The sequence below is a fragment of the Neorhizobium populisoli genome, assembly GCF_019430945.1.
GTDB classification, from domain to species: Bacteria; Pseudomonadota; Alphaproteobacteria; order Rhizobiales; family Rhizobiaceae; genus Neorhizobium; species Neorhizobium populisoli.
In genome coordinates, this window is record NZ_JAHYCB010000012.1 from 106,534 (window position 1) to 131,025 (window position 24,492).

The 24,492-nt window shown below is 60.2% G+C and carries 24 protein-coding genes; 12 read left to right on the forward strand and 12 right to left on the reverse strand.

What is annotated here, in order from left to right:
* The first annotated feature begins 443 nt into the window (after nucleotides 1-443).
* The 6 genes from KX729_RS26745 (at nucleotide 444) to KX729_RS26770 (ending at nucleotide 6,870) form a co-directional block, all read left to right on the forward strand.
* Nucleotides 444-1,673 (forward strand): metal-dependent hydrolase family protein, encoded by a 1,230-nt coding sequence (locus KX729_RS26745; RefSeq protein ID WP_219745544.1) that lies wholly within the window; start codon nucleotides 444-446, stop codon nucleotides 1,671-1,673.
* 17 nt (nucleotides 1,674-1,690) lie between these two features.
* On the forward strand, nucleotides 1,691-2,515 hold the full coding sequence (locus tag KX729_RS26750; protein WP_219745545.1) for an ABC transporter permease: 825 nt from the start codon (nucleotides 1,691-1,693) through the stop codon (nucleotides 2,513-2,515).
* A gap of 2 nt (nucleotides 2,516-2,517) precedes the next feature.
* The gene (locus KX729_RS26755) at nucleotides 2,518-3,573 is read left to right on the forward strand and encodes an ABC transporter ATP-binding protein (protein WP_219745546.1); all 1,056 of its coding nucleotides are present in this window, start codon (nucleotides 2,518-2,520) and stop codon (nucleotides 3,571-3,573) included.
* A gap of 29 nt (nucleotides 3,574-3,602) precedes the next feature.
* Nucleotides 3,603-4,649, forward strand: a complete 1,047-nt coding sequence (locus KX729_RS26760) for an ABC transporter substrate-binding protein (protein ID WP_219745547.1) — start codon at nucleotides 3,603-3,605, stop codon at nucleotides 4,647-4,649.
* A 97-nt stretch (nucleotides 4,650-4,746) separates the two neighbouring features.
* Nucleotides 4,747-5,601 (forward strand): ABC transporter permease, encoded by an 855-nt coding sequence (locus KX729_RS26765; protein WP_246617877.1) that lies wholly within the window; start codon nucleotides 4,747-4,749, stop codon nucleotides 5,599-5,601.
* A 66-nt stretch (nucleotides 5,602-5,667) separates the two neighbouring features.
* A complete protein-coding gene (locus tag KX729_RS26770) occupies nucleotides 5,668-6,870 on the forward strand; it encodes a M24 family metallopeptidase (protein WP_219745548.1) in 1,203 nt (400 codons plus the stop codon).
* Between the two features lie 110 nt (nucleotides 6,871-6,980).
* Here the strand turns inward: KX729_RS26770 and KX729_RS26775 are convergent, their stop codons facing one another.
* From KX729_RS26775 to KX729_RS26815, 9 genes are all read right to left on the reverse strand, one after another.
* The gene (locus KX729_RS26775) at nucleotides 6,981-8,636 is read right to left on the reverse strand and encodes a GGDEF domain-containing protein (protein WP_246617878.1); all 1,656 of its coding nucleotides are present in this window, start codon (nucleotides 8,634-8,636) and stop codon (nucleotides 6,981-6,983) included.
* Nucleotides 8,637-8,827: 191 nt separating this feature from the next.
* The gene (locus tag KX729_RS26780) at nucleotides 8,828-9,235 is read right to left on the reverse strand and encodes a PH domain-containing protein (protein ID WP_219745550.1); all 408 of its coding nucleotides are present in this window, start codon (nucleotides 9,233-9,235) and stop codon (nucleotides 8,828-8,830) included.
* Nucleotides 9,236-9,449: 214 nt separating this feature from the next.
* Complete coding sequence (locus KX729_RS26785) at nucleotides 9,450-10,892, reverse strand: amidohydrolase family protein (RefSeq protein WP_219745551.1); 1,443 nt, start codon at nucleotides 10,890-10,892, stop codon at nucleotides 9,450-9,452.
* Nucleotides 10,893-10,969: 77 nt separating this feature from the next.
* Entirely contained in the window at nucleotides 10,970-11,353 is a 384-nt protein-coding gene (locus KX729_RS26790; protein ID WP_219745552.1) for a hypothetical protein, read from the reverse strand.
* The gene (locus KX729_RS26795) at nucleotides 11,350-12,210 is read right to left on the reverse strand and encodes a DODA-type extradiol aromatic ring-opening family dioxygenase (protein ID WP_219745553.1); all 861 of its coding nucleotides are present in this window, start codon (nucleotides 12,208-12,210) and stop codon (nucleotides 11,350-11,352) included. The genes KX729_RS26790 and KX729_RS26795 overlap by 4 nt, the downstream gene beginning before the upstream one ends.
* Nucleotides 12,211-12,248: 38 nt before the next feature.
* The gene (locus KX729_RS26800; RefSeq protein WP_219745554.1) at nucleotides 12,249-13,439 is read right to left on the reverse strand and encodes a CaiB/BaiF CoA transferase family protein; all 1,191 of its coding nucleotides are present in this window, start codon (nucleotides 13,437-13,439) and stop codon (nucleotides 12,249-12,251) included.
* A gap of 9 nt (nucleotides 13,440-13,448) precedes the next feature.
* Nucleotides 13,449-14,261: a citryl-CoA lyase gene (locus tag KX729_RS26805; protein WP_219745555.1), complete on the reverse strand. Its 813-nt coding sequence runs from the start codon at nucleotides 14,259-14,261 to the stop codon at nucleotides 13,449-13,451.
* 23 nt (nucleotides 14,262-14,284) lie between these two features.
* Nucleotides 14,285-14,860, reverse strand: coding sequence for an NADPH-dependent FMN reductase (locus KX729_RS26810; protein WP_219745556.1), 576 nt, complete (start codon nucleotides 14,858-14,860; stop codon nucleotides 14,285-14,287).
* A gap of 129 nt (nucleotides 14,861-14,989) precedes the next feature.
* Nucleotides 14,990-15,805 carry an IclR family transcriptional regulator domain-containing protein gene (locus tag KX729_RS26815; RefSeq protein WP_219745557.1) on the reverse strand — a complete coding sequence of 272 codons (816 nt, stop codon included), beginning with the start codon at nucleotides 15,803-15,805 and terminating at the stop codon, nucleotides 14,990-14,992.
* Between the two features lie 115 nt (nucleotides 15,806-15,920).
* Between KX729_RS26815 and KX729_RS26820 the strand changes: the two genes are divergently transcribed.
* The 6 genes from KX729_RS26820 to KX729_RS26845 are packed head-to-tail and all read left to right on the forward strand — an operon-like array spanning nucleotide 15,921 to nucleotide 21,327.
* On the forward strand, nucleotides 15,921-17,192 hold the full coding sequence (locus KX729_RS26820; protein ID WP_219745558.1) for an amino acid ABC transporter substrate-binding protein: 1,272 nt from the start codon (nucleotides 15,921-15,923) through the stop codon (nucleotides 17,190-17,192).
* Between the two features lie 52 nt (nucleotides 17,193-17,244).
* Nucleotides 17,245-18,123, forward strand: a complete 879-nt coding sequence (locus KX729_RS26825; RefSeq protein ID WP_219745559.1) for a branched-chain amino acid ABC transporter permease — start codon at nucleotides 17,245-17,247, stop codon at nucleotides 18,121-18,123.
* Nucleotides 18,120-19,070, forward strand: a complete 951-nt coding sequence (locus KX729_RS26830; RefSeq protein WP_219745560.1) for a branched-chain amino acid ABC transporter permease — start codon at nucleotides 18,120-18,122, stop codon at nucleotides 19,068-19,070. The genes KX729_RS26825 and KX729_RS26830 overlap by 4 nt, the downstream gene beginning before the upstream one ends.
* Nucleotides 19,067-19,780 (forward strand): ABC transporter ATP-binding protein, encoded by a 714-nt coding sequence (locus KX729_RS26835; protein WP_219745561.1) that lies wholly within the window; start codon nucleotides 19,067-19,069, stop codon nucleotides 19,778-19,780. Before KX729_RS26830 ends, KX729_RS26835 begins: the two co-directional genes overlap by 4 nt.
* Nucleotides 19,773-20,507: an ABC transporter ATP-binding protein gene (locus KX729_RS26840; RefSeq protein WP_219745562.1), complete on the forward strand. Its 735-nt coding sequence runs from the start codon at nucleotides 19,773-19,775 to the stop codon at nucleotides 20,505-20,507. The genes KX729_RS26835 and KX729_RS26840 overlap by 8 nt, the downstream gene beginning before the upstream one ends.
* Nucleotides 20,508-20,517: 10 nt before the next feature.
* Nucleotides 20,518-21,327, forward strand: coding sequence for an SDR family NAD(P)-dependent oxidoreductase (locus KX729_RS26845; protein WP_219745563.1), 810 nt, complete (start codon nucleotides 20,518-20,520; stop codon nucleotides 21,325-21,327).
* A gap of 54 nt (nucleotides 21,328-21,381) precedes the next feature.
* Here KX729_RS26845 and KX729_RS26850 read toward each other — a convergent pair whose 3' ends face one another.
* From KX729_RS26850 to KX729_RS26860, 3 genes are read right to left on the reverse strand one after another with little or no spacing between them, the layout of a single operon-like run.
* Complete coding sequence (locus KX729_RS26850) at nucleotides 21,382-22,359, reverse strand: Gfo/Idh/MocA family protein (protein ID WP_219745564.1); 978 nt, start codon at nucleotides 22,357-22,359, stop codon at nucleotides 21,382-21,384.
* Nucleotides 22,360-22,388: 29 nt separating this feature from the next.
* Nucleotides 22,389-23,585: a mandelate racemase/muconate lactonizing enzyme family protein gene (locus tag KX729_RS26855; protein ID WP_219745565.1), complete on the reverse strand. Its 1,197-nt coding sequence runs from the start codon at nucleotides 23,583-23,585 to the stop codon at nucleotides 22,389-22,391.
* Nucleotides 23,586-23,622: 37 nt separating this feature from the next.
* The gene (locus KX729_RS26860) at nucleotides 23,623-24,405 is read right to left on the reverse strand and encodes an IclR family transcriptional regulator (RefSeq protein ID WP_246617879.1); all 783 of its coding nucleotides are present in this window, start codon (nucleotides 24,403-24,405) and stop codon (nucleotides 23,623-23,625) included.
* Nucleotides 24,406-24,492: the final 87 nt, after the last annotated feature.

Below are 24,492 nucleotides of genomic sequence, written 5' to 3' on the forward strand. Positions count from 1 at the left end.
CTGTAGATCGCCCGAAAATCCTTCGATGAGATCCGCGCTGCTGACCGGCGCCTGATCTAACTGTCGGTGTCCGTCAGCCTGCCAGGCGTTGAGCGAACCGATTGAGCTTCCGTGGAGAAGCCGCTTTCCCATCAAATACAGATGCCGAATGCCGCAGCCGGGACCATCGTTTCCGCCTTCGTGAGGGCCTCGCGCAGGCGGGAACAATAAACAAGCTGACGTTGAATTAAACTGTTGCGCAGTTGTCGACAGCTTGTATTATCGCGCCAACAAATAACAAGGGAACTCGTCGATCCGCCTAAAATGAGCGGACGGCGATCATGAAAACAGACAGGCACCGATTGCGAATGATGGCCAAGAGATACGGTTGTCACGGACGGCGAAGCTATGGTTTTGCTGATGATCGGGCCTGCCGGAAGATGTTTTGAAACTGGAGGCGAGAGATGACGCAGTATATTTTCACCGGTGGCCAATTCCTCGACGTCAAGGCCAAGCAGCTGCTTGGCGGTGTCGAGGTTCTTGTCGAGGACAATACCGTGCGTGAGGTCTCCGACAAGCCGATCACCGGCAGCAGCGCCGAACGGATCGACCTCCGCGGCAAGACGCTGATGCCGGGTCTTGTCGACGCTCACGTGCATGTCGTCGCAACCCTCGTCGATCTGGCCGCAAATGCCGAGCTGCCGAGCTCGCTGGTGGCTTTGCGCACCGCGAAGATCATGAACGGCATGCTGATGCGCGGCTTCACCACCGTGCGCGATCTTGCCGGCGCCGATCTCGGGCTCAAGCTCGCGGTCGAGGAAGGCCTGATCGACGGTCCACGTCTCGTGATCTGCGGCAAGGCGCTCGGCCAGACCGGCGGCCATACGGACTACCGTACCCGCTTCGACAACCGTCCGCTGCATGAGGCGAGCCTCGGCGCCCTCGGTCGTATCTGCAACGGGATCGACGAAGTCCGTCGCGGCGCTCGCGAAGAGATCCGCAACGGCGCCGAATTCATCAAGATCATGGCAAATGGCGGTGTCGCGTCTCCGACCGACCCGATCCATGTTCTGCAATATTCCCGCGAGGAAATTATCGCGATCGTCGAGGAAGCCAATAATGTCGGCACCTATGTCTCGGCGCACGTTTATACCGACGCGGCCATTCGCCGGGCGGTCGAGTGCGGTGTTCATTCGCTCGAACACTGCAACCTGATCGAAAAGGAAACGGCTGAACTCGCCGCCAAGATGGGCGCCATCGCCTGCCCGACGCTTGCCGCCTATGAAGGGCTTGCGATGGAAGGTGAAGCCTTCGGCCTGAAGCCGGATTCCGTCGCCAAGATCGAGACCGTCCGTGTCGGCGGCCTGCGTTCGCTGGAAATCCTGCGCGATGCCGGCGTGCCGATGGCTTACGGCTCCGACCTGCTCGGCCAGCTCCACAAGTATCAGTCGATCGAGTTCACGACCCGCAACAAGGTGCTGCCGGCGGCCAACATCCTTCAGTCCGCAACGCTTATCTCGGCAAAACTGTGCCGCATGCAAGGCAAGATCGGCGAGCTTTCGCCGGGCGCCTTTGCCGATCTGCTCGTCGTTGACGGCAATCCGCTGGAAGACATTTCCGTGCTCGAGCAGCACGACAGGCTGAAGGCAATCATGAAGGGCGGAAAGTTCTACAAGAACGAACTCGCTGCCTGATCGCGGGAGACGCGAATATGGTACAGGGCAAGACCTTTGCAGAACGCTTAGGCCGGTTTTCGGTCGGCTTCATCAACACGGTCGGGCTGGGCATATGCATTCTGCCGCTCATCCTGATCCTGTGGCTGTCGGTCATCTCCAACAGCGTGCTTTCGCTTCCGGCGGAAGGCTACACGTTGAACTGGTTTGCCGAAGTCTGGCGGCAGCCGCAGTTCATCGGCGGCTTTTACTTGAGCACCATGGTCGCGGTCGGTGCGACGATTATCGGCATGATCGTCACCATTCCGGCGGCGATCGTGCTGGTGCGCAAGCGCTTCATCGGCCGCACCGCCATCATGCAGCTTTTGATGTCGCCGCTCATCGTGCCTGCCATCGTCATCGGCGCATCGCTTTATATGACGCTGGTGGAGCTTGAGGTCAGGACCGGTATTCCGGCGACAGGCTCGCTGACCGGTTTCATCGCCGGCCATGTCCTGCTCACCATCCCCTGGTGCATCAGGCTCCTGACCGCCAACCTTGCGGGCCTCGACGAGATTGTTGAGGAGGCAGCCGCCAGCCTCGGCGCCTCACCGCTGGCCGTCATCTCGAAGGTCACTCTGCCGCTGATCCGCCCGGGCATCGTTGCCGCGGCGATCTTCAGCTTCGTCGTGTCCTTCGGCAATCTCGAAGTCTCGATGTTCCTGTCGACGCCCGGCCAGCTCACTTTGCCGGTGGCGATCCTTCAATATCTGCAATGGAAGATCGACCCGACAATCGCGGCGGCTTCCGTCATGCAGGTGGCGATTATCGGGCTGGCGCTCGTCATCACCAATCGTTTCGTCAATCTCTCCAAGATGGTTTGAACATGGCAACAGTCACGATCGAAAACCTACGCAAGATCTATGGTGATTTCGTTGCCGTCGACAACATGAGCCTGGAGGTGAAGGACGGCGAGTTCCTGATCCTTCTCGGGCCCTCCGGCTGCGGCAAGACGACGACGCTGCGCATGCTCGCTGGCTTCGTCGAACAGAACAACGGCAGGCTTGCGATCGGCGAACGCGACGTCACCGCCGAGCCGCCCTATCGCCGCAATATCGGGCTGGTTTTCCAGAACTATGCGCTCTTCCCACATCTGACGATCTTCGAAAACGTCGCCTTCGGCCTTCGCCGCCGCAAGCTGCCGGAAGACGAGATCAAGCTGCGCGTCCGAGAGGCTTTGGAACTGGTGCGGCTTGGCCATCTGGAGGACCGTTATCCGAAGCAGATGTCCGGCGGCCAGCAGCAGCGCGTCGCGATCGCCCGCGCCATCGCCATCCGCCCGGATATTCTCCTGCTCGACGAACCGCTGTCCAACCTCGACGCTAAACTGCGCCTGCAGGTGCGCGACGAGCTGCGGGCGCTGCAAAAGAAGCTGAACATCACCACGATCATGGTCACCCATGATCAGGATGAAGCCATGTATGTCGGCGACCGGCTCGTCGTCATGCAGGAGGGCAAGATCCAGCAGATCGGCACGCCGATTGAGCTCTACAACAACCCCGCCAACCGCTTCGTTGCGTCTTTTATCGGACGGACCAATTTCGTCGAAGGCGAAATTGCCAAGGGCGAAACCTCCTTCAAGGCGAAGAGCGGCACGGTGATCGCCACGACCGCGGCCGCGCGCGCATCCAACGAAATCGTGGTGCGGCCGGAAATGATCGAACTGTCGGCGCAGAAGACGGACGAGGCCAACTGCTTCGATGCCGAGATTACCAGCAGTGTCTTCCTTGGCGGCAATATCGAGATTGTCGCCACCTTGCCGATGGGCGACGCGTTCACTGTCATCACCACCGTCAAGCATCTGAAGGACAGGGGGCTCGCCGCCGAAATCGGTAGCCGTCTCGTCCTTTCTTTCTCGCCGGAATCCGCAGTCCTGATGTGAATGAACAAACAACGGAGAAAGGGAACAGCATGACAAACAGCATCAACAGAAGACAGTTCGGCCTGATGGCCGGCGCGCTCGTCGCAAGCACCGCACTGTCCGGAACCAAGGCGATTGCCGCGCCGAGCGGCCGCGTCGTTGTCGGCACCTGGGGCGGCGACTACCAGAACCTGCAGCAGCAGTTCATCGTCGATACGCTGATGAAGGGCACCGGCATTGACGTGGTGTTCGACACGGCCAACGACACGGTCCGCAAGACCAAGATGCTGGCCGAACGCCGCCTGCCGCGCGGCTCGATGGATATCGCCTGCCTCACCGGTCAGGGCGCATTCGAGATGAACCAGAACGGTCTGCTCGAGACGCTCGACGAGACCAAAGTGCTGAATATGAAATATATCCCGGCCGCATTCCGTAACAATTACAGCGTCCCGCACATCTATACGGGCCGCGTCATTCTCTACAATCCGAAGTTCGTCAAGACGCCGCCGACCTCGTATGCCGACCTGTGGGATCCGCAATATGCCGGCAAGATCGGCGTGATCGATATCCAGTACCAGACGACCATCGAATCCGCCGCGATGATCTCCGGCGGCGCGCTCGACAATTACGAGCCCGGCAAGCAGAAGATGCTGGAGCTCAAGAAGCAGGGCGTGAAGATCTATCCTACCAACGAAGCCATGGCGCAGGCGCTGAAGACCGAAGAATGCGTCATGTGCATCATGTGGAATGCCCGCGGCTACATGTGGAAGAAGGCCGGTATTCCGGTCGAGATCGCCGTGCCTAAGGAAGGCCTTGTCCTCTACATTTCCGAAATGTGCGTTCCGAAGAATGCACCGAACAAGGATGCGGCCTACGCCTATCTCAATGCCATGATGGAAAAGGGCCCGCAGACGGCCTTTGCCGAAAGCATGGGTTATGCGCCGACCAACTCTACGGTGAAGCTGGCACCGGACCTCGCGAAACTGGTCGACTATACCGAAGAGCAGCGCAAGGGACTGATGCTCCAGAAGATGGAATATCTGGCAAAGACCGATGCCGCCCTGCAGGACTGGTGGAACAAGTCCTTCAAGGGCTGATCTCACTGGGCTTATCCAGAAACGTCGGCCGGGCTCGTCCCGGCCGACAGCTCGATACAGCACCCAATCCGGTGCATTGAAGGAACGGCGGGGACATATGATCAAGAGGGGAACGACGGCAGCCGCAATGCTGACACCTGCCACACTGATGGTGGTGGTGTTTCTGGCTCTGCCGATGCTGCTGCTTCTGCGCTACAGCTTCAATCGTTATGTGCCCGGCGAATTCATGGTCGAGGGCATGACGATCGCCAATTATGTCTCGCTGCTCTCCGATAGCTATTATCTCGCTGGCCTGCGAACAACCGTCCTGATGGCTTTCGGCGTCACGGTCGCCTGCATCGTCATCGGCCTGCCGCTGGCAAGCTTCATTGCCCGCCAGAAGGGAAGCCTCAAGACGCTGCTGCTGCTGGCGATCATCCTGCCGCTTTTCGTCAGCAATGCCGTGCGCGCGGCCGGCTGGATGGTCGCTTTCGGCCAGAACGGCGTGGTCAATTACCTGCTCGGCGCGATAGGCCTGATCGGCAGCCCGTTGACGCTGATGTACACGCCGACCGCCGTTTTCGTCGGTATCGTCTCGGTCAATCTGCCCTATGTCGTCCTGACGCTGCAAAGCGTGCTGGAAGGCCTCGATCCGAACACCAAAGATGCCTCGCTCAGCCTCGGTGCCGGTCCGTTCGAAACCTTCCGATTGGTCACCGTGCCGCTCGTCATGCCGGGCATTCTTGCGGCCTTTGTGCTGTCCTTCATCCTGACGATGAATGCCTATGCGACACCGGTCCTGCTCGGTGGCCCGAATTTCCGCATGATGGCACCGATGGTGGTCGATGAAGTGCTCGGCAAGGCCAATTGGCCGTTCGGCGCGACGCTCTCCTTCATCCTCATGGCCGTGACGCTGGTCATGACCATTGCCAGCAGCATGTTCATCGCCAAGCGCTACAATTACTCCGAATGAAACCAACCAATTCAACGCCGATGCGCCGTATTCCGGCGGCTTTACGATCCCGATAGGAAATTCATCATGAGTGCCCCCGCTTACAAATCCTTTGCACAGTCCCTGTCCGAATTCGGCAATATCGCAGCCGTTATCCCGCCGATCTCGGCTGAAGAGCTGAACGCCCGCATCGCCAAGCTGCAAGGCCTGATGCGGGAGGCAGGCGTCAAGGCCGTCTATCTCGATACCTCGACCAGCCTGACCTATTTCACGGCAATCACGCTCGGCGCCAGCGAGCGTATGCATGGCGCGATCATCCCGTCGTCCGGCGCCCCGATCTATATCAGCCCGGCCTTCGAAGAGCCGAAGACGCAGACGCTGATCACCATTCCTGGCGAGATAGCAGTCTGGGAAGAGCACGAGGATCCGGCTCTATTGGTCGCCGAGCTGATCTGCGGACTTTCTGCAGCAGGCGATACGCTGGCCTTCGATCCCGCAACGCCGTTCGTCTTCTCCAGCCCGATCACTGCCCATATCGGCAGCCGCCTCAAGGTCGTCGGCGCCAAGGAGCTGATCGCGCAATGCCGACAGATCAAGTCGGCAACCGAGATCGCCATTATCCAGGCCGCGATGACGGCGAGCCTCGGGGTCCATAAGGCGGTATGGCAGGGACTTTACGAAGGCGTCTCGACGACGGAAGTCACCGACTTCATCGCTGCCGCTCATCAGAAACTCGGCATGCGCCACATCTTCGCCGCCGCCCAGTTCGGCGAGGCGACCGCCTATCCGCATGGCGTGCCCTATGCGCAGACGCTTAAAGTCGGCGACATGGTGCTGATCGATCTCGGCGCCCATATCCACCGCTACTGCTCGGATATCACCCGCACCTACGTCTTCGGCGAACCGACCGACCGCCAGCGGGAAGTCTGGACGCTGGAGCAAAAAGCCCACCGTGCCGCCTTCGAGGCGGCTCAGCTTGGCACGCCGTGCGAAGACGTCGATTTTGCCGCCCGCAAGGTGCTGACCGATGCCGGTTACGGTCCGGACTACAAGGTTCCTGGCCTGCCGCACCGCACCGGCCATGGGCTCGGCATGGACATGCACGAGAATCCCTACATGGTCCGCGGCAACAAGACGCCGCTTCAGCCCGGCATGGTCTTCTCGGACGAGCCGATGCTGGCAATTTACGGTGAATGCGGCGTGCGACTGGAAGACATCATCTATATGTCCGAAAACGGTCCGGTCTTCTTCACGCCGCCTTCGAAGTCCCTCGACAAGCCTTTCGACTGAAACGGACGAAGTTGAAGAGCGCCGTACACGGCGCCCTATCGCTCCGGCATATCTGGCAAATCGCCGAACAGGCCGTCAACGAGAGGAGGGCGGGAATTGGCATATTGCCGTCAGGAGCTGAGATGCTCTGATCGCGCGTGCTTGGCCATACCGTCGAGCACCGAATGCGTATCGTCCCTTGCCATTGGCAAGAGCGCCGATTTGGTTCGGTTTCGTCCGGAAAGTTTGGCGTCGTAAAGCAGCGCGTCTGCCTGCTTGTAAAGATCTGCGAAGTTCACGTCCGCATCCCGCGGCGCACCTGAAATGCCCATGCTGGCGGTCACGGGTCTCCCGAGTCCGGAGACCGCGTTTGCGATGGCAGAGGGGATCGCCTGGCGGCGGCGTTCCGCCCGCAACTCGGCATCCTCACCGCGCAACAACAGCACGAACTCCTCTCCGCCGAGGCGGAAGGCCAGAACCTGAGGATCCGCGTCGAGAGCTCCGCCCACTGCCTTCAGGACCCCATCGCCGGTGGCGTGGCCGTGAGTGTCGTTGATTGCCTTGAAGTGGTCCAGGTCGAGCACGGCAAGTGCGTGGTAGCCCTCAGCGCGATACCTCGCGAAATTCTGCTCGATCGCTCGACGATTGAGCAGGCCCGTCAGAGCATCACGCTCGGAAATGTTCTTCAATGCGTCGGCTTCAAAGAACGCTTTGTCGCGCTGGAGCCGCATCGTCATGAAGCGGTCTGCGACCCCGAGCGTGGTGAACAGGACTTCGCATACGCAGCCGGTATAGAACAGGAGCATCGCGTCATTGCTCTCCAGCCATGGAAACAGGCCCGTGACCAGGCGTGTCGATCCGGCCAAGATCACCGGTATGTAGCCGATTGCCTGAAATTTGGCGGCCCGGCTTCCGCGTCGCAATGCATCGGCAACGGACAGGATGAAAATAAAGAGCACCGGGCCGAAAGCCGCAGTGTAGACGGTCGACTGGACCGGGCGTTCGACATACGGGAACGCTGCGTGAAACGTACTGAGGAATACCGCCCAGGCGGCGCAATAGATGAGCGCCCGGCGAAGCAGGGGATCCATATAGCCCGGTTCGATGAAGCTGTAGGTGAACATCGCTCCGGATGCGATCGTAAGACCGAAGATCACCGTCGTCATCCAGCTCAGCGTCATTGCCGGCGGATCCCAAAGAACGACCGAGATTCCCGAAGAGATCAGGATCGTCATCAGCAGCGAGATCGTCAGCGCCGAATGCCACAGCACGAATGGTTCGCGCAGAATCCGATAAAAGGCAGCGTTGAAGATGAGCGGCATGCACAACATGCCGGAAAGGATGGCGAGAAACAGCTGCGAGCGGAGAAAATCGGGGCTCAAAGCCAGATCCGACGGTGCCAGATAAGCTCTTTCCAGCGTCATCCGGTGGCTCGGCAGATCGAAAGCAACAACGACATGTTGCGTGTCGCGCGTGACTGTCGGCAGTGAGGCTTTGAAATATCCGCCCCGCAAAGAGCTATGCAGGTCGCCTGCGGGCAGGGTGGTTTGGCGCATAGCGCCATCCCGGTTGATTGCCAGCAGATGGACAGCGGTAAGTGCCGCTCTTCTGGAAAAGACATATTGCGGAAGGGCGCTGTCAGGACCGATTTCAAAACGCAGCAGGACCCGCTCGCCTTCAAGCGAATAGTCCTGATCCCCGCAGATCCAACGTTCCGATGACCGGACAGCGGTGGCAAGGTCCTCCGACAGATCGCCGGAAGCCCAGCAAGAGCTTTGAATCTCCATAGATTGCGCCGCCTCAAGCGGTGTGGCATGCGAAGATGCCAACATCACGAGGCTCAGCACAATTATCGAAAGCGCTTTTTTGACGTCGTGCCAGAACATGGTGCGACAATACACGTCAAATATTGCGATGCGGTTACGCGAGTGCTTTGCAGGACATGTGGCGTTTCAAGCGCGAGATGACGCTTTCGGCACTACGAGTGAGAATGGTCCTGGTTGGCGACTTTCCTGTCCATCGAGATGGCGGTGCGAAGTAGATCGATAAACTGTTCCGCTCTGACGGTCATGATTTTCGTCAGGCCATCCGTGTGGCGGATTTCGATTGTCTCCGAGGCAAAGCCTTTCTTCGTGTCGATGCTGTGGATTTGAGTGAGCGGCAGGCTCCACTCGACAGTCTTGCCGACCTTGATCAGGCCCTTCTGCGCGAAATGCACGTCGTTCGAGCGGATGGAGAATTCGCCACCGACCCACTGGCCACGGCTGCGATGCAACATCCAAGCGGAAGTCGGCAGCAGGATCCATCTCCAGAAGGGGATTTTATAATCTGCAGGCAATGGGCTCAGCCATGCGGCGGGGATCATGTGCGTCTTCGGTTCGTTCAATACAGCCTCCTCGTCCAAATGCCAGGTCGGGGAATAGCGAGTTCTCGCGCAAAACACCAATGGTCGTTTGTCTCGCCCGAAAGCGAGGATAGCTACAGGCTCAATAGCCCCGTTCCGGGTCCACGAGGTTGCTCAGCGGCTTATCACGCAGATACGCATCGAGACTGCCCAGGAAGCGTTCAAGGAAACGGCCGGTCTTCGCGCCAATTCAAGCTCAAAAGAGGTCAGGCGCAATACCTGCGGTGGCGAACAGGTAGTCGCGGCTCGCCTCCAGTTCAGCTCTCAACTTGGCGATGTCGTGGCCAAGCAGGCTGCCCTGCCATTTGCGGACTTTGCCGGCGCAAATGACCGTCGAGACGTTGGAGCGCTCCATCAGTGTGACGACGGCGCCCGGCACGTGGTTCAGCGGCGCGACGTTGATGGCATTCGCGTCGAGCAGGATAATGTCGGCTTCCTTGCCCGGAGTCAGCGAACCCGTCTTGTGATCGAGCTTCAGGCCGCGTGCGCCTTCGATCGTTGCGAAGCGGATGACGTCCATGGCGGATAACAGCTTCGGATATTCCTCGCCGCGCAGCGCCTTGTCGTTCGCCAGCATGCGCTGCAGCGTGATCGCAGAGCGCATCTGGGTGAACATGTCGGCGGTCATCGTGCATTCGACATCCGTCGAAAGCGACGGCTGCAGGCCGAGATCGAGCGCCTGATGCAGCGGCGGATTGCCGTGCCGCATCTGCATTTCGATCGGAACCGAGAGCGAGATATGCGCGCCTGCATCCGCGACGCGCTTCCAGGCCATATCGCTCATGCCGGTCATGTGGATGAAGATATTGTCCGGCCCAAATTTCCCGGCCTCCGCCAGCTGGTCGAAGACCGGCTGCATGCCGAACGTGCCGACCACATGCAGCGCCACCGGAATGCCGAGTTCGCGGCCGAGCGCCCAGGCTTCTTCATGGAAAGGCAGGTAGATTTCACCGCCCATGACCATGGTCAGCAGCTGATCGTCGCTGGAGAAATGTTCGGTCTTGATGCGCCGGGCATCGCCCGGATATTTCGATGCATCGCCCCAGCCTTCGAAGTAACCGAAGGCGGCGCGACGCCCGGCATCGCGAAGGGCGGCGATGGCCGCATCCGAGTGTTCGGGTGAATGGTGGATCTGGCTGACGTCCATGACGGTGGTGACACCGGCATCTATCTGCGAAAGGCTGCCGAACAGCTCGGAAATATAGACGTCCTTCGGCCGATAGAGGACGGAAAATTTCTGAAGGATCCATTCGTAATAATTGGCGGCACTTTCCGGCCGGCCGTCATTGATAAGGATTGCGTCGGCGAGCAGGCTGCGCAACGCCGTCTCGAACTGGTGGTGATGGGTGTCGATGAAGCCGGGCATGACGACCATGCCGGATGCATCGATAACCGCGGCATCCGGCGCATTGATGGATGTTGCGATTTCGACGATCTTGGAGCCGCGGATCAGCACGTCGCCCCTGGCGAAATTTCCGACCGCGGCGTCCATGGAGAGAACCGCTCCGCCGCGGATCAGCGTCAGCCGGTCTGCGTCACCGATGCCGGCGGGCATGGCGGAAGATGAAGCCGCGAATTTGCCGATGCCATTACCGATTTCCGCCGGCGCATGGGTCCGGTTGCCGCAGAACTTGCACATGGTCTTCCTCCCGATCCCAGTCCAAATCGCCGAAGCCTCCCGCTTTTGAAGCGAAAGGCTTGTTCAAAGCATCGCGATCAGCGTGCTGCTGCCTGCCACAGTGCGATGGACGGATAATCCTTACCAGTCCAGTGCTGCAGTTTTTCGGCGAACTCGCGCTGGAAGGAGAGGGGACCGCTCTTCGTCATGTAATCCTCGTCGTAAATGGCGATGAAGATCGTCAGCGACAGGAAGAAATGCACGCCCATCTCGAACAGTGCAACATAATCGTGATTGATCAGCGCGTCTCGTTCGGCATCCGTCAGGAAGTTGACGGTCGAGACTTCGGCATCGTTCAGCTTTGGACCAATCGACTGTTCCCAACTGGCGACCAGCGAGCGCGGGTCTTCCTTATAGCGCCGCAGCAGTTCCGGGTCCCGGTCGACGGTAAAGAGGAACTTGTTCACATAATACTTGCTCATGCGGCTGCTCCTTCCGGATACCAGGTAAAATAGGCTTCCATCGTATGGAAGAGGTCGAGATTGTCGTGATAGGCGGTCGGGATCGGCCCGGCGATGCCCATCATCAGGATCAGGTCCATGAAGCCGTGCGTAGCATTGCCGCTCGCGGTCATGCTTTCATGCGTGACGTTCTCAAGGATCGCCTCGATATTGCCGGTGGAAAGCCACTCGATCGCCTTGCGGTCGAAGTCCGGGTCCGGACCAGTCTCCTTGAACTGGCGAGGACCGCCAAGCTCCAGCGACAGATGCCCGCTGCCGACGGCGGCGATACGCTGGTCGGACGGATAGGCATCGATGATCTCGCGGATGGCGCGGCCAAGATCCCAGAAGCGTTTCGGGGAGGGGAGCGGCGGCACGAAGATATTGGTGTAGATCGGCACGACCGGCAGGTCGGCATCCGGGCGGGTGGTGATGATCGGGCAGATGATTGAATGGTCGAGCTTCAGTTCGTGGCTGAAGGCGAAGTCGAAACCGCGCTCCATCAGGCCTTCGTGCATGAAATTCGACAGTTCCTCATGGCCCTCCAGCACGTATTTCGGAATGCCGAACTCGCGCTCTTCATTATAGAAGGTCGCGTCGTAACGCGGTGCCTTGCCGATCAGGAACTGCGGATAGTTGTCCAGGAAGAACTGGTGGAAATGGTCGGCGCCGATCATGACGAGGATGTCGGGCTTGGCGCACGTCAGGGTCTCGCGATAGGCCTCGACCTTGCGTTTCCATTCCGGAGCCTGCGGCATCTGCTGTTCCGGCGGCATGGTTGTCGCCTTCAGGTAAAAAGGGTGATGCGTGGTAGCAAGCACCGCTGCCAGGGTCGCCATATCTCTCCTCCAAATCCCAGTAAAATGAATACACCGATTTATTGTGCGGCAGCTACCGATTCCGCCTCCGGTTTCAGTTCCGGCCAGGCCTTGGGATCGCTGTCGAGTGCGGCGCGGATTTCCGCGCTGTGCTGATCGAGGACCGGTGCCGCGCGTACCGCGGTTGCGTGTTGACCGTCGAAGGAAAATGCGGGACGAACAGTCCGCTCGGCACCTTCGATGCGGCCGGTCAACGGCACGAACATGTCGAGATGGTTGGCCTGCGGATCGCTCACCACATCCGGGATCGTGTTGATCGGTGCGGCCGGCACGTCGAATTGGGCAAACCGCTCCACCCACTCGGCGCGTGTCTTCGTCGCGAAGATAGCGTTCAGTTCAGCATTCAGCGCTTCGTAATTGTCGATACGCTTAAGGCGCTGCGAAAAACGGTCGTCCTGCGCCAGCGCCTGACCGTCGATCGCCTCGACCAGTGCGTCCCAGAACTTGTCGAGTGACGAAAGATGAAAGGCAAACAGATTGTCGTCCTTGCAGCGAACGATGAAGGCCTGGGCGAGGCGCGGCCGGTCGACGCCGCTCGGTTCTTCACCGAGCGCGAAGTAACCCATGAATGGCTCGACGGCGAAATGCATCATCGCCTCGATCATCGAGATGTCGATGCGCTTGCCCTTTCCGGTGCGGGCACGCTCCACAAGAGCGGCGGAAATCCCGAGCGAGGCATAGATGCCGGTGATCGCGTCAGCGAGAGCGGGGCCGACAAAGCGCGGCTGTTCCGGATCGATCGAAACGCTCAGGAAGCCGCTGACTGCCTGCGCGACGGAATCGTAGACCGGCCGCTGTGAATAAGGACCATCCGGACCGAAGCCGCTGATCGAGCAATAAATGAGCTTCGGATTGAGTTTCGACAGAGTTTCGTAGTCTGCGCCGATACGGGCTGCGGCGCCCGGCCGGAAATTCTGGATATAGACATCCGCCTGAGCGACGAGCTGGTAGAAGACCTCGCGATCCTTCTCGCTCTTGAGGTCGAGGCCGATCGCCCGTTTGTTGCGGTTATAGGCCTGAAAATGGGCGCTGTAGAAGCCGGTCTTGAAGCTGCGGTAGGGGTCGCCGTTGCCGGCCGATTCGATCTTGATGACATCGGCGCCGAGATCGGCGAGCATCATGCCGGTGCAGGGGCCGGTGATGAACGTGCCCTGTTCGACGACACGGATTTGATTCAAGGCAGTCAGCATCTGCGGATCCTAGTTCTCGTTGGCGACGAAACCGTCCGGTGCCGGGCCGTCGTATTCGATGGCGGCTGCCGCCGCATGGGACATGATGAAACCGATCGGACGGGTCTGCTCTTCGAGGAGATGACCGATCAGACCGGCAGTGCGTGCCAGCAGCGGCACGCCCTTCAGCGCCAGCAGCGGATAACCCGCATCGAGCAACACGCAGGGGATGGCGCTCGAAACATTCTGGACGAGCGGCTTGCCGATGATGTCGGGGATCAGCTTTTCGACCGCCTTGGCGATCTCGCAATGGATGCCAGCGATGCCGAGTTCGCGGGCAATCGCAAGCAGCCGTTCGGCGCGCGGATCGTGGCCCTTGTGCAGTGGATGGCCGTAGCCCGGCACCACCTTCTTCTGTTCCTTGTAGCGGTGCAGCAGCTTTTCGGCGGCAGCTTCGGTCGTGCTGCCGCTGGCTTCCTTCTCTTCGCGAATATCGCGGAAGAAGGCGCCGGAAGTTTCCGATGCACCGAGAATGACCGAACCGCAGCCGAGCAGCCCGGCGGCGACCGCGCCCTGGACCGCTTCGGGAGAGGCGGCGAGTGTCATGCGGGCCGCCTGCACGCTTGGCACCAGCCCGTGTTCGGCGATCGCCACCAGCGTGGCATCCAGCATGCGGCGCTGGTTCTCGTTCGGCAGCGAGCCGGCGACCAGCAGCCAAGTATATTCGGTGAAGGAAATCGAACCGACGAGATCTTTGACGAGATCATGTCCACGGACGATGATCGTCTCGGGGTTCGAGGTGCAGATCGCCTGATAGGGTGCAGACTGCTTGCCGATTTTCATGCTGATGTCCTTGATTTGAAAAGCTAGGCTGCGGCACTCGCCTTGTCGGCGAAGCGGCTGGCCCATCGGCCGAACTGGTCCATGAAGCCCTGCAGGAAGAGGCGGGTTTCGTCGTTGGTAACCTCGCCCTCCGGCGTGACCAGCCCGGGGAACAGATGGATGAAAGCCTCCGGCTGTCCCATGACGGCGACATCGAGGCAGCCGAGAATGGCGCGCAGATGCTGTTGAGCGGCGGCCGTGCCGATGCGTCCATAGGAGGCGCCGGTGATGGCCGCCGGCTTACCAGCCCAGACACTGGAATCCCGTGGCCGCGAACCCCAGTCGATAGCGTTCTTCAGCATGACGGAAACGGAACGGTTATGCTCCGGCGTCACGAAAAGCAGCGCGTCGGCCCGCGAGATCTCGGCCTTCAGGCGCTCGACCTGCGGCGGCACGCCGGCATCCAGCACTTCCTGATCGAAGATCGGTAAGTCGCGGATGATCACCCACTCGAATTCCATGTCGGGCGTATCGAGTTTCGTCAAGGCAAGCGCCAACAGCCTGTTCAGCGACGCCTGACGTGCGCTGCCGACAATGACGGCGACCCTCAATCGCGCCATGATAACCTCCCAAATCATTTTAATTTATTCGCTCAGCGAATTTATATTCGTATAATGAATTCGTAAAATCGAGGGAGTGTCAACCCCTGCGAAGAGAGGCTCTGAAAAATTCCGGAGGGTCGGAGCAGATCAACGGGTAGGGGCGGCCGTCGGTGCCAGGGAATGCAGCAGCGCTGGAAAACGTGTGAAGAGTTGCGAGAGCCGGTTCGCTGCAAGCCGCATCTCCGGAAGGCGCTGCTCGATCAGCTCTTCTGGTGTCAGCCGCGGTGTATAACCGGAACTGTTGATCGAACAGACGACGCGGCCGGTATTGTCCTTCACCGGAACGGCAATCGCCGTGATGCCGTAGTCGAGCTGGTCGACGGTGATCGAATATCCCTTGGCGCGCGTCTCGACGAGGATGTCTCGCAGTTCGGCCTCCTCGGTCAGCGTGTAGTCGGTCAGTTTCACCGGAGTGTATGTTTCGAAATAACGGGCAATCTCGTCCTCCGGCAAGGAAGCGAGCAGAACGCGGCCCATCGAGGTGGCGTAAGCCGGATAGGTGACGCCGAGCGTCGCGTTGCGGCGAACACCGCGGCTCTCGGAAAGATGGGCGATGTAGAGCACGTTCACACCGTCGAGCACGGCCATGTTGGCCGCATCGCCGAACTGCGAGGTGATCCGGTGCAGTTCCGGCGTCACCGCTTCCTCGACATTGAAAGCGTTGAGATAGGCCGAACCGAGCGTCAGGATACGCGGCGCCAGCAGAAAATGTTTGTTGTGACGGCGGATGAAGCCGAGCGCTTCCAGTGTCAGCACGTTGCGCCGGACGGTGGCGATCGACATGCCGACCTTGCGTGAAAGCTCGGCCAGCGTCATTTCGGGGTCTTTAGCATCGAAGGCTTCCAGAACGGACAAGCCCCTCGCCAGTGCCTCGACGAACTCGGGCGAATTGCTGTCGATCATCGGAATTCTCCTGCGCTTCTTTTTTCGTTCGCATACGGGATTGACAAGCGCAAGACCCGCCGCCTATCGTTATGCGAATATTTATTCGTCTAGCGAATTTTCTTGGGAGGGAAAAATGATGAAGACAAGGCGTGAGTTTCACAAGCTCGCGGCCGCCACGGCCGCAGCGCTTGCCGCCCCTGCATTTGTCGGGAGCAAGGTATTTGCACAGGACAAGCCGATCCGGGTCGGCGCCAGCGTTTCACTGACGGGGCCACTTGCCAGCACCAAGAACGGCCTGATCGGCTACGAACTTTGGCGCGACGACGTCAATGCCGCCGGCGGTCTCCTCGGCCGCAAGGTTGAACTGGTCACCTATGACGACCAGAGCAGCGCCGCCAACGTGCCGGCGATCTATTCCAAGCTCGTCGATGTCGATGCCTGCGACGTGCTGTTTTCGCCCTATGGCGCAAACCTGTCGGCGCCGGTCATGCCATTCATCAAGCAGCGCGATCTTTTCATGATCGGCATGTTCGGTCTTGCCGGTAACGACGTCGCCAAGCACGACAAATTCTTCCACAGTGGCCCCTGGGGACCGAATTCCGGTCGCGACTGGGCACGCGGTTTCTTCGATCTCGCCAAGGGGCAAGGTGTGAAGAAGATCGCCATCATCAATGCCGATCTGGAATTCTCCAAGAACGCCGCCAAGGGCGGCGCGGAGGTCGCCAAGGAATACGGCATGGAGATCGTGTTCAACCAGAGCTATCCGCCGAACACGACCGACTTTTCCTCGATGATCCGCAATATCAATGCCGGCGATCCGGAAGCGATCTTCATTGCCTCCTATCCGGCCGACAGCACCGCGATCATCCGCGGCGTCAAGGAAATCGGCATTTCCGACAAGGTGAAGATCTTCGGCGGGGCGATGGTCGGCCCGCAATACGGTGCGCTTTTGAGCTCGCTTGGGCCGGAACTCAACGGTCTGGTCAACTCGCACACCTTCGTGCCCGAGCCGACCATGCAGACCCCGGCGATCAAGGGTTTCTTCGACCGCTACACGCCGATTGCCGTCAAGCAGGGCGTCGATCCGCTCGGTTATTACATTCCGCCCTTCTACTATGTCGCGGGCCAGCTCGCCGCAGCTGCGATCACCGGCTCGAAATCGGTCGATCCGGCCAAGATGGCGGCTTTCCTGCATGCCAACAGCGTCGATACGATTGCCGGCAAGATAGCCTTCAACGAGATCGGCGACTGGAAGGAACGGCGTGTGCTGATGGTGCAGTTGCGCGGCATCAAGGGCAATGACCTCGAACAGTTCCGCAACCCGGGCCACCAGGTCATTCTCGATCCACCGTCGCTGAAGACGGGCGATCTTGCCGGTCCCTATAACAAGGCGCGTGCCAGCTAATCTCGTCAACCGATCCAGAGAGCCGGCAGAATGCCGGCTCAAGGACCTCCATATGATATCGATCGACATTCTGCTGAACGCCGTGGTGACCGGTATTCTGCTGGGCAGCGTCTATGCGTCGCTCGCCCTCGGGCTCGCCATCACCTTCGGCATTCTCCACATTCCGAATATCGCGCATCCGACGCTGGTCGTCGCTGGCGCTTTCTTCGTCTACACGCTCTCTCAATGGGGGCTTGATCCGATCGTCGCTGCGCTGATCGGCCTCGTGCCGTTCTATATCCTCGGCGTGGCGCTCTATATTTTCTATTCCCGCGTGTTCGAACGGCGAGGCGGCGCGAATGTGCTGCAGAGCTTGACCTTGTTCTTCGGCCTGTCGCTGGTCATCGAAATCCTGCTGGCGCTTGGTTTCGGCTCGGAACTCAAATCGGTCAGCGTCTCTTATATCGGCTCCAGCCTGAAGCTCGGCCTGCTCACAATTCCTTATCGTCTGTTAATCCCGGCGCTTCTCGGTCCGGTCATGATCGGCGCCGTCTGGCTTTATCTCAGCCGCACCAATTCCGGCACGGCGATCCGCGCCGTTGCGCATGAGGAACGAGCGCTGTCGATCGCAGGCCTCAATCCGGCTTCCGTCAAACGCCACGCCTTCGGCATCGCCACGGCAACCGCCGTGGTCGCGGGTGCCGCGCTGATCATGGTCGGCCCGGTCGAACCCTTTGCTGGCCGTTTCCAGATAGGTCGCGTTTTCGCCATCGTCGTGCTCGCTGGCATGGGCTCCATTCCCGGCAGCCTGGCGATCGCCGTCATCATCGGTATCGCCGAGGCGCTGGTCTCCAGCTATCTCAACCCTTCATGGTCTCCGGGTGTCGCCTTCGCGATCCTGCTGCTCGGCCTTGCACTTCGCCCGCAGGGCCTGTTTGGAGCGGCGCGATGAGAAAGACGTCCATCCTGTTCATTGCCGGTATCGTCATCGTGCTGGCGCTCGGTTTTCTCTTGCCCTGGACCGTCCGCAATCCGTTCTATTTCTTCGTCGGTTACGTGGTCCTGCAATATGTGACGATCGCCACCGGCTGGAATATTCTGGGTGGTTACGCCGGTTATATCAATTTCGGCGCGGCCGGATTCTTCGGGGCGGGCGTCTACCTGTCGGCTTTCCTGTTCACCACGTTCGGACTGCCCTTGCCGCTTTGCATCCTTGCGGCTGCCGTCTTCGGCGCCGTTCTCGGCTTGCTGATGGGTTATCTGACGCTGCGGATCCAGGGCGTTTATTTCGCTATCGCCACCCTCGGTCTCGTCGTGGTGCTGGAGACGATCGTCCACAATATCTCGGCACTCGGCGGCGCGAGCGGCATGGCGGTTTACGGCCCGCGCCCGCCGGCCTGGAGCCCCGGTCCGTCGCAATACAATTTCACCATCATGCTGGTGATCGCGGTGGCCGCCGTTTCGCTTGCGCGTTTTGTGGAAATCTCCTGGATCGGCCGCGGCCTGCGGGCCGTGCGGGCCAGCGAGGATGCCGCCGAATGCTCCGGCGTGCCGACCTTGCGGCTGAAACTTCTGGCCTGCGCGCTCAGCGGCGCGGTACTCGCTATGGCGGGTGCTCCCTATCCATTCTACACGTCCTTCGTCGAACCGGTCACCGCGTTCAGCCTGATCATCGGCCTCAACGCCATCGCCATGCCGCTGATCGGCGGCACCAAGAGCTGGGCGGGTCCGGTTCTCGGCGCGCTGCTCCTTGCCTCCGTGCAACAGATCGCCACCGTCACAATCTCGTCGGAACTCAATATCCTCTTCGTCGGTCTTGTCCTGATCGCCTTCGTGGCCTTCGCACCCGGCGGCCTCTCCGATCTCTTCGGCCGCAGGCAAGGGAGGGCGAAGTCGTGAGCGATACTATCCTTTCCCTCAAGGGTGTCGAAAAGCACTTCGGTTCGTTCCGGGCGCTCGGCCCTGTCGATCTCGACCTGCGGGTGGGAGAACGACTCGGCATTATCGGCCCCAACGGCTCCGGCAAGACGACGCTGATCAACTGCATTACCGGCGTTTACCGTCCTGATAAGGGCTCGGTACATTTTCAGGACCGCGACATTTCCCATATCGAAGCCCATAAACGCGCCCGGCTCGGCATCTCTCGTAGCTTCCAGATCCCGCGACCGTTTACCGGCATGACGGTGTTGGAGAACCTGCTCGTGCCGCTCGACTACTGCCAGGTGGACGGGAGCAAGGAGGAACGCGCGCGATCCGTTTTGGCGAGCGTCGGGCTATCGGGCCGTATCTCCGACCCTTCCGAAAAACTGACGCAGCTAGAGCTGCGCAAGCTAGAGCTTGCCCGCGCGCTGGTCGGCAATCCCGAGGTCTTGATCGCCGATGAGGCGATGGCGGGCCTTTCCGAAGAAGAGATCGACGAAGTTCTGGCGATCCTCTTTGCGCTCAACAAGTCCGGTGTCGCCGTCATCATGATCGAGCATATCATGCATGCCGTGATGCGTTTTTCGGAGCGGATCGTCTGTTTCGAAACTGGCCGCCTGATCGCCACCGGCACATCGTCGGAGATCGCTGAAAATCCGCTCGTTCAGAAGGTGTACTTCGGTGAATAGGCTGATCATCGACAATCTGTCCGCCGGCTACGGCGCCGTTTCCGTGCTCCGTGAGGTATCGCTGGAATTGAACGAGAGCGAAATGGTGGCGCTGCTCGGCATGAACGGCAATGGCAAGAGCACGTTGCTCAACTGCGTGCTGGGTTTCGTGCACGCAAGCGACGGCCGTATCCTGCTCGAATGGGATGGCAAAACCAACGATCTGACCAGGCTGCAGCCGCACGAGATCGTCCGGCTCGGCCTGTCGATCGTGCCGGAAGGGCGGCGGCTGGTTCCGAACATTTCGGTCGAAGACAATCTGAAGCTTGCCGGCAGCAATCCGCTGGTGGTCGGCCGGATGAAGGAAAACCTCGCCTATTGTTTCGAGACGTTTCCGCTGCTTCTGGAGCGCCGCAAACAGATTGCCTCGACCATGAGCGGCGGCCAACAGCAATTGCTGGCGATCGCCCGCTCGCTGATGACCGCGCCGAAGATCATGGTGATCGACGAACCGTCCGTAGGCTTGGCACCGATCGTCGTGCGCGACGTGCTGAACGCCATTACCACGCTGCGCGAAAAGAGCAATATGACGATCCTGATGGCCGAGCAGAGCTTTTTCCAGGCGATCGACGTTTCCTCGCGCGCCTATGTGCTGGCGCATGGCAGCATTCATAAGGAGTTCAAACGCTCGGATGGCGCGATTGCCCATGATGAAATCCGCCGCGCCATGCTGGGCACGGGGCACTGAGGAGGCTTCCATGGAACTCGGATTGAAGGGCAGGGTGGCGCTTGTCACCGGCGCCAGCAAGGGCATCGGCAAGGCGACGGCGATCTCGTTTGCCAGGGAGGGTGCAAAAGTCGTGCTTCTTGCCCGCACTGCAGCCGATCTTGAGGTCGTGGCGCGTGAGATTTCTTCCGAATACGGCGTGCCGGTTCTCCCGATCGCATGCGACATCACCATTGCCGACGATGTGAAACGTGCTGTGGAGACGGTGCAGAACCATCCGGATTTCGGCCGTCTGCATGTGCTGGTCAACAATGCCGGCAGCGCCATTCGCCGTCAGGACCGTCAGCTCCTCTGGGAGGACGACGACTGGCGTGCCGATCTGGAAATCAAGATGATCGGCTATCTTCGCGTCATCCGGGACTTCCTGCCGCTGATGCCGCGGGACGGGACGGGCCGCATCATCAATATCACCGGCGCGGCCGGCATCTCCACCTGGTCGCCCGCCTTGACCCATGGGCTCAACAACGCCGCGCTCAACCATGGGACAGGCTATCTGGCGCAAGATCTCGTGGCGGAGAAGATTACGGTCAATGCGGTCATCCCCGGCTTGATCGCCACCGAATGGCGGCAATATTGGGCGGAAAACGCCGGCAGCGCTACGGGCGTTTCGCGGGAGGAATTCCTCGAAAAATTCTGCAAGGAAAAGGGCATCATCTCCGGCCGCTGGGCGCAGCCACAAGAAGTGGCCGATGTCATTGTTTTCCTCGCCTCGGACCGTGCATCCTATATCAACGGCGCCAAGATCATGGTCGATGGCGGCATTCATGTGAATGCGCGCTGATAAATTGGGCCATGGCTGAGCGCCTACCGACGCCCGAACCACAAGGAGCCCGCCTTACCGGCCTTCGCGCAATCCGGAGCTCTGATAGATGCGATCGACAGCCAGCATGTTACCGATCGCGTCGGCTCCGCCGGTAATCGGCAACCTACCGGTTTCCACCGCCTCGATCATCGCGGCGAGCTGATAGTCGTAGGTCGTGCCGGCTCCAAGCGTGTGCTCGCGATAGGGTTCATCTTCGAGCCATTCGCGGATCGAGTGTCCCTTGTGCGGCAGACAAGGATTGTCGAGTTCGACAATGCCTCGTTCGCCCTCCAGCCGAAGCAGGCCCCGGAAGGGCGGACTGGCGATGTCGGCGATGACCGTGGCCGGCGTGCCGTCTGGAAACCGCATTTCCACATGCATGCTCTGATCGACGCCAAGCGGATTGATCGTGCCTTTGGCGGAGAGTATCTCCGGCTCTGCCTGCATGATCGAGCGCACCCAATGGACCGGGTAGCAGCCGAGGTCCATCATCGCTCCGCCGCCTTGAGCGGGATCGTGGCGAATCGACTTCGGATCGAAGGGAATGTCGACGTAGAATTCTGCTCTGACCGATTTCAGCTTGCCAAGACGGCCGGAGGTCTTGAGATCGAGGAGATGCAGAAAAGCCGGGTGATAACGGTCGTGGAAGGCCTCCATCAGGATACGCCCGGCGCGATCGGCTTCCGCCACCATTTCCTCCGCCTCTTCGGCATCCATGGCGATCGGCTTTTCGCAGAGTACGTGTTTGCCGGCCTTCAGGGCTGCGATTGACCACTCCTTATGACCGGCCGGCGGCAGGGCATTGTAGACGATGTCGATCTCGGGATCGGAAAGCATCGCCTCATAGCTTTCATGGGCTTTCGCGATCCCGTGCTTTTCTGCATAAGCAGCGGCTGCACCCGGCCGCCGTGAGGCGACCGCGTGAATGACCGCATCCTTGCTGCGATTGGCTGGCTGGATGATGGAGCGCGGTGCGATGCCGGCGGCGCCCAGAATGCCGATCTTGTGCATGATGTCTCTCCTCCAGGTCATGTCGAAGTTCAGTCGAAAAACGCCTTGTCATCCTCGGTGAGGTAGCGTTTGGCCTTTTCCGGCACGAGATCGACGCCCATACCGGGCCGGTCGATAACGTCGATGAAGCCGTCCTTGACGATCTGCTGCGGCAGGCCTTCGACGATGTCGTACCACCACTCCGGATCGCCGGTCGTGTATTCGAAGGCGATGAAATTGTTGGGCAATGTCGCCGAGACCTGGATGAGGGCGGCAAGTCCGAGCACGCCATTCGCGGTGCCGTGCGGCGCCATCAGGATCGAATGCAGGTCGGCATATTCGGCGATCCATTTCAGCTCGGCGATGCCGCCGACGTCAGCCGGGTCCGGGCCGACGACATTGACCGCTTGGCCTTCGATCAGTTCCTTGAAATTCTGGCGCAGATAGATCTGTTCGCCGGTATGGATCGGCGTCGTGCTCATGCGGGTCAGTTCGCGATAGACCCCGGCATTGACCCAGGGCGTGTAGTCGCCCGACAGCAGGTCCTCGACCCAGAGGAGATTATAGGGTTCGAGCATCCGCACCAGCCGGATCGCGTCCGGCAACATCCAGCCGGGGCCGCAGTCAAGCGCGAGACCGATGCTGTCGCCCGCGACTTCCTTCATCGCCGCGACGCAGTCGACGAAATGCCGGAGGCCTTTTTCGGTGATCGGACCGCGGTCCAGCGCGCCGTGGAAGGGGCTGGCATTGGGTTCGTGGTAATAGAAATCCTTCACCGCCCGCTTCATGGGCGAATGGAAGCCGATCGGTTGCTTGATGATGGTGAAACCTTCCGGCAGAGCCATCATCTTCTTCAGGTCGTCGGCCAGATCTTCCGGCCGGTGGTCGGCGAGCGGGAAGCGGATCGAGCCGTTATAGACGCGCACCTTGTCACGCACCTTGCCGCCGAGCAGCTTGTAGACGGGCACATTGGCCGCCTTGCCCGCAATGTCCCACAGCGCCATTTCGATGACGCTGACAGCCGATCCCCACGGCTTGAAGCCGCCGCGTTGGCGGATTTTCAGCATGACGCGCTCGACATTGGTCGGGTCCTCTCCGATCAATGCGTCGCGAAAGGCGAGGATATGCGTCTTCAGGTAGGGTTTCCAGGTCTCTGCCTGTCCGTAACCCGAAATACCCTCGTCGGTGACGATCCGCACGATCGGGCTCTTGCCGATGACCGCGCATTTGAGGTCGACGATCTTCATTCTGCCTCCCAGTCTGAATGTCTTTTGATTGAATGACTTAAACGGGCATCGCCTCGCTCATGGCCCGTGCCGCGTCGATTGCCGCAACGCGAATCTCCTCCATGCGGCTCGGTTCGGCGCCGGCCAGAAACGGCACGCTGATCGCGGCGACGAGCTTGCCTGAGCGGTCGAAAACGGGGGCGGCAAAGGCATGGATGCTCGGCGCGTTTTCGCCGCGGTCCTGCGCCCAGCCCAGCCGCTTGATGCGGGCGAGCTCGGTTCCGAGCCGTTTCGGGTCGGTGATCGATTTCGACGTGTAGGCGATCAGCGGCTTGGCGAGCCAAATCGCCATTTCCTCGGGCGGCAGGTGTGCGAGCAGCATCTTGCTGGCGGCGCCCGCATGGATCGGCATGCGCTGGCCGGGCGCGACGGTCAGTGCATATTCGCGACGGCCTTGCGATGCGGACAGGACGAGTATCCCCTCGGGATCGAGCACCGAAAGCTTGCTGCCTTCGCCAAGTTCGGTGGAAAGCTTATCGAGGAACGGTTGGGAAAAGGCGGCGAGATCGATATCGCTGACGCCGGCCGCCACATGCGATGCAAGCTTCAGCAGTCGTCGGCCAAGATGATAGGCGCCGGTATCGTCTCGCCGCAGCATGTCATGGCCCTGCAACGTGTTGACGATGCGGTAGATCGTCGTGCGCGGCAGGCCGAGAAGCGCGGTCAGGTCGCGGATATTGACGCCGTTCGGCCGCCGCTCCAGCGCCGCCAGAACATCCATCATCCGGTCAATCACCGGGATCGTGTGCTTGGCCGCACCGGAATCGCTCATTTGGTCCATTGCAATCTTCGCCGTTGACTTTCCAATTCTCTTCTCTCTATCATGCATTATTGAACTGTCAAAGTTCAAATATGGATTAAAGCTTGC

Coding starts and splice junctions, on each gene's coding strand:
- KX729_RS26810 (WP_219745556.1), bottom strand. CDS start 14,860: ATGGCGCGATTGAGGGTCGCCGTCATTGTCGGCAGCGCACGTCAGGCG.
- KX729_RS26805 (WP_219745555.1), bottom strand. CDS start 14,261: ATGAAAATCGGCAAGCAGTCTGCACCCTATCAGGCGATCTGCACCTCG.
- KX729_RS26860 (WP_246617879.1), bottom strand. CDS start 24,405: ATGGACCAAATGAGCGATTCCGGTGCGGCCAAGCACACGATCCCGGTG.
- KX729_RS26825 (WP_219745559.1), top strand. CDS start 17,245: ATGATATCGATCGACATTCTGCTGAACGCCGTGGTGACCGGTATTCTG.
- KX729_RS26775 (WP_246617878.1), bottom strand. CDS start 8,636: ATGGAGATTCAAAGCTCTTGCTGGGCTTCCGGCGATCTGTCGGAGGAC.
- KX729_RS26790 (WP_219745552.1), bottom strand. CDS start 11,353: ATGAGCAAGTATTATGTGAACAAGTTCCTCTTTACCGTCGACCGGGAC.
- KX729_RS26855 (WP_219745565.1), bottom strand. CDS start 23,585: ATGAAGATCGTCGACCTCAAATGCGCGGTCATCGGCAAGAGCCCGATC.
- KX729_RS26830 (WP_219745560.1), top strand. CDS start 18,120: ATGAGAAAGACGTCCATCCTGTTCATTGCCGGTATCGTCATCGTGCTG.
- KX729_RS26765 (WP_246617877.1), top strand. CDS start 4,747: ATGATCAAGAGGGGAACGACGGCAGCCGCAATGCTGACACCTGCCACA.
- KX729_RS26820 (WP_219745558.1), top strand. CDS start 15,921: ATGATGAAGACAAGGCGTGAGTTTCACAAGCTCGCGGCCGCCACGGCC.
- KX729_RS26770 (WP_219745548.1), top strand. CDS start 5,668: ATGAGTGCCCCCGCTTACAAATCCTTTGCACAGTCCCTGTCCGAATTC.
- KX729_RS26850 (WP_219745564.1), bottom strand. CDS start 22,359: ATGCACAAGATCGGCATTCTGGGCGCCGCCGGCATCGCACCGCGCTCC.
- KX729_RS26815 (WP_219745557.1), bottom strand. CDS start 15,805: ATGATCGACAGCAATTCGCCCGAGTTCGTCGAGGCACTGGCGAGGGGC.
- KX729_RS26800 (WP_219745554.1), bottom strand. CDS start 13,439: ATGCTGACTGCCTTGAATCAAATCCGTGTCGTCGAACAGGGCACGTTC.
- KX729_RS26755 (WP_219745546.1), top strand. CDS start 2,518: ATGGCAACAGTCACGATCGAAAACCTACGCAAGATCTATGGTGATTTC.
- KX729_RS26760 (WP_219745547.1), top strand. CDS start 3,603: ATGACAAACAGCATCAACAGAAGACAGTTCGGCCTGATGGCCGGCGCG.
- KX729_RS26795 (WP_219745553.1), bottom strand. CDS start 12,210: ATGGCGACCCTGGCAGCGGTGCTTGCTACCACGCATCACCCTTTTTAC.
- KX729_RS26750 (WP_219745545.1), top strand. CDS start 1,691: ATGGTACAGGGCAAGACCTTTGCAGAACGCTTAGGCCGGTTTTCGGTC.
- KX729_RS26845 (WP_219745563.1), top strand. CDS start 20,518: ATGGAACTCGGATTGAAGGGCAGGGTGGCGCTTGTCACCGGCGCCAGC.
- KX729_RS26785 (WP_219745551.1), bottom strand. CDS start 10,892: ATGTGCAAGTTCTGCGGCAACCGGACCCATGCGCCGGCGGAAATCGGT.
- KX729_RS26745 (WP_219745544.1), top strand. CDS start 444: ATGACGCAGTATATTTTCACCGGTGGCCAATTCCTCGACGTCAAGGCC.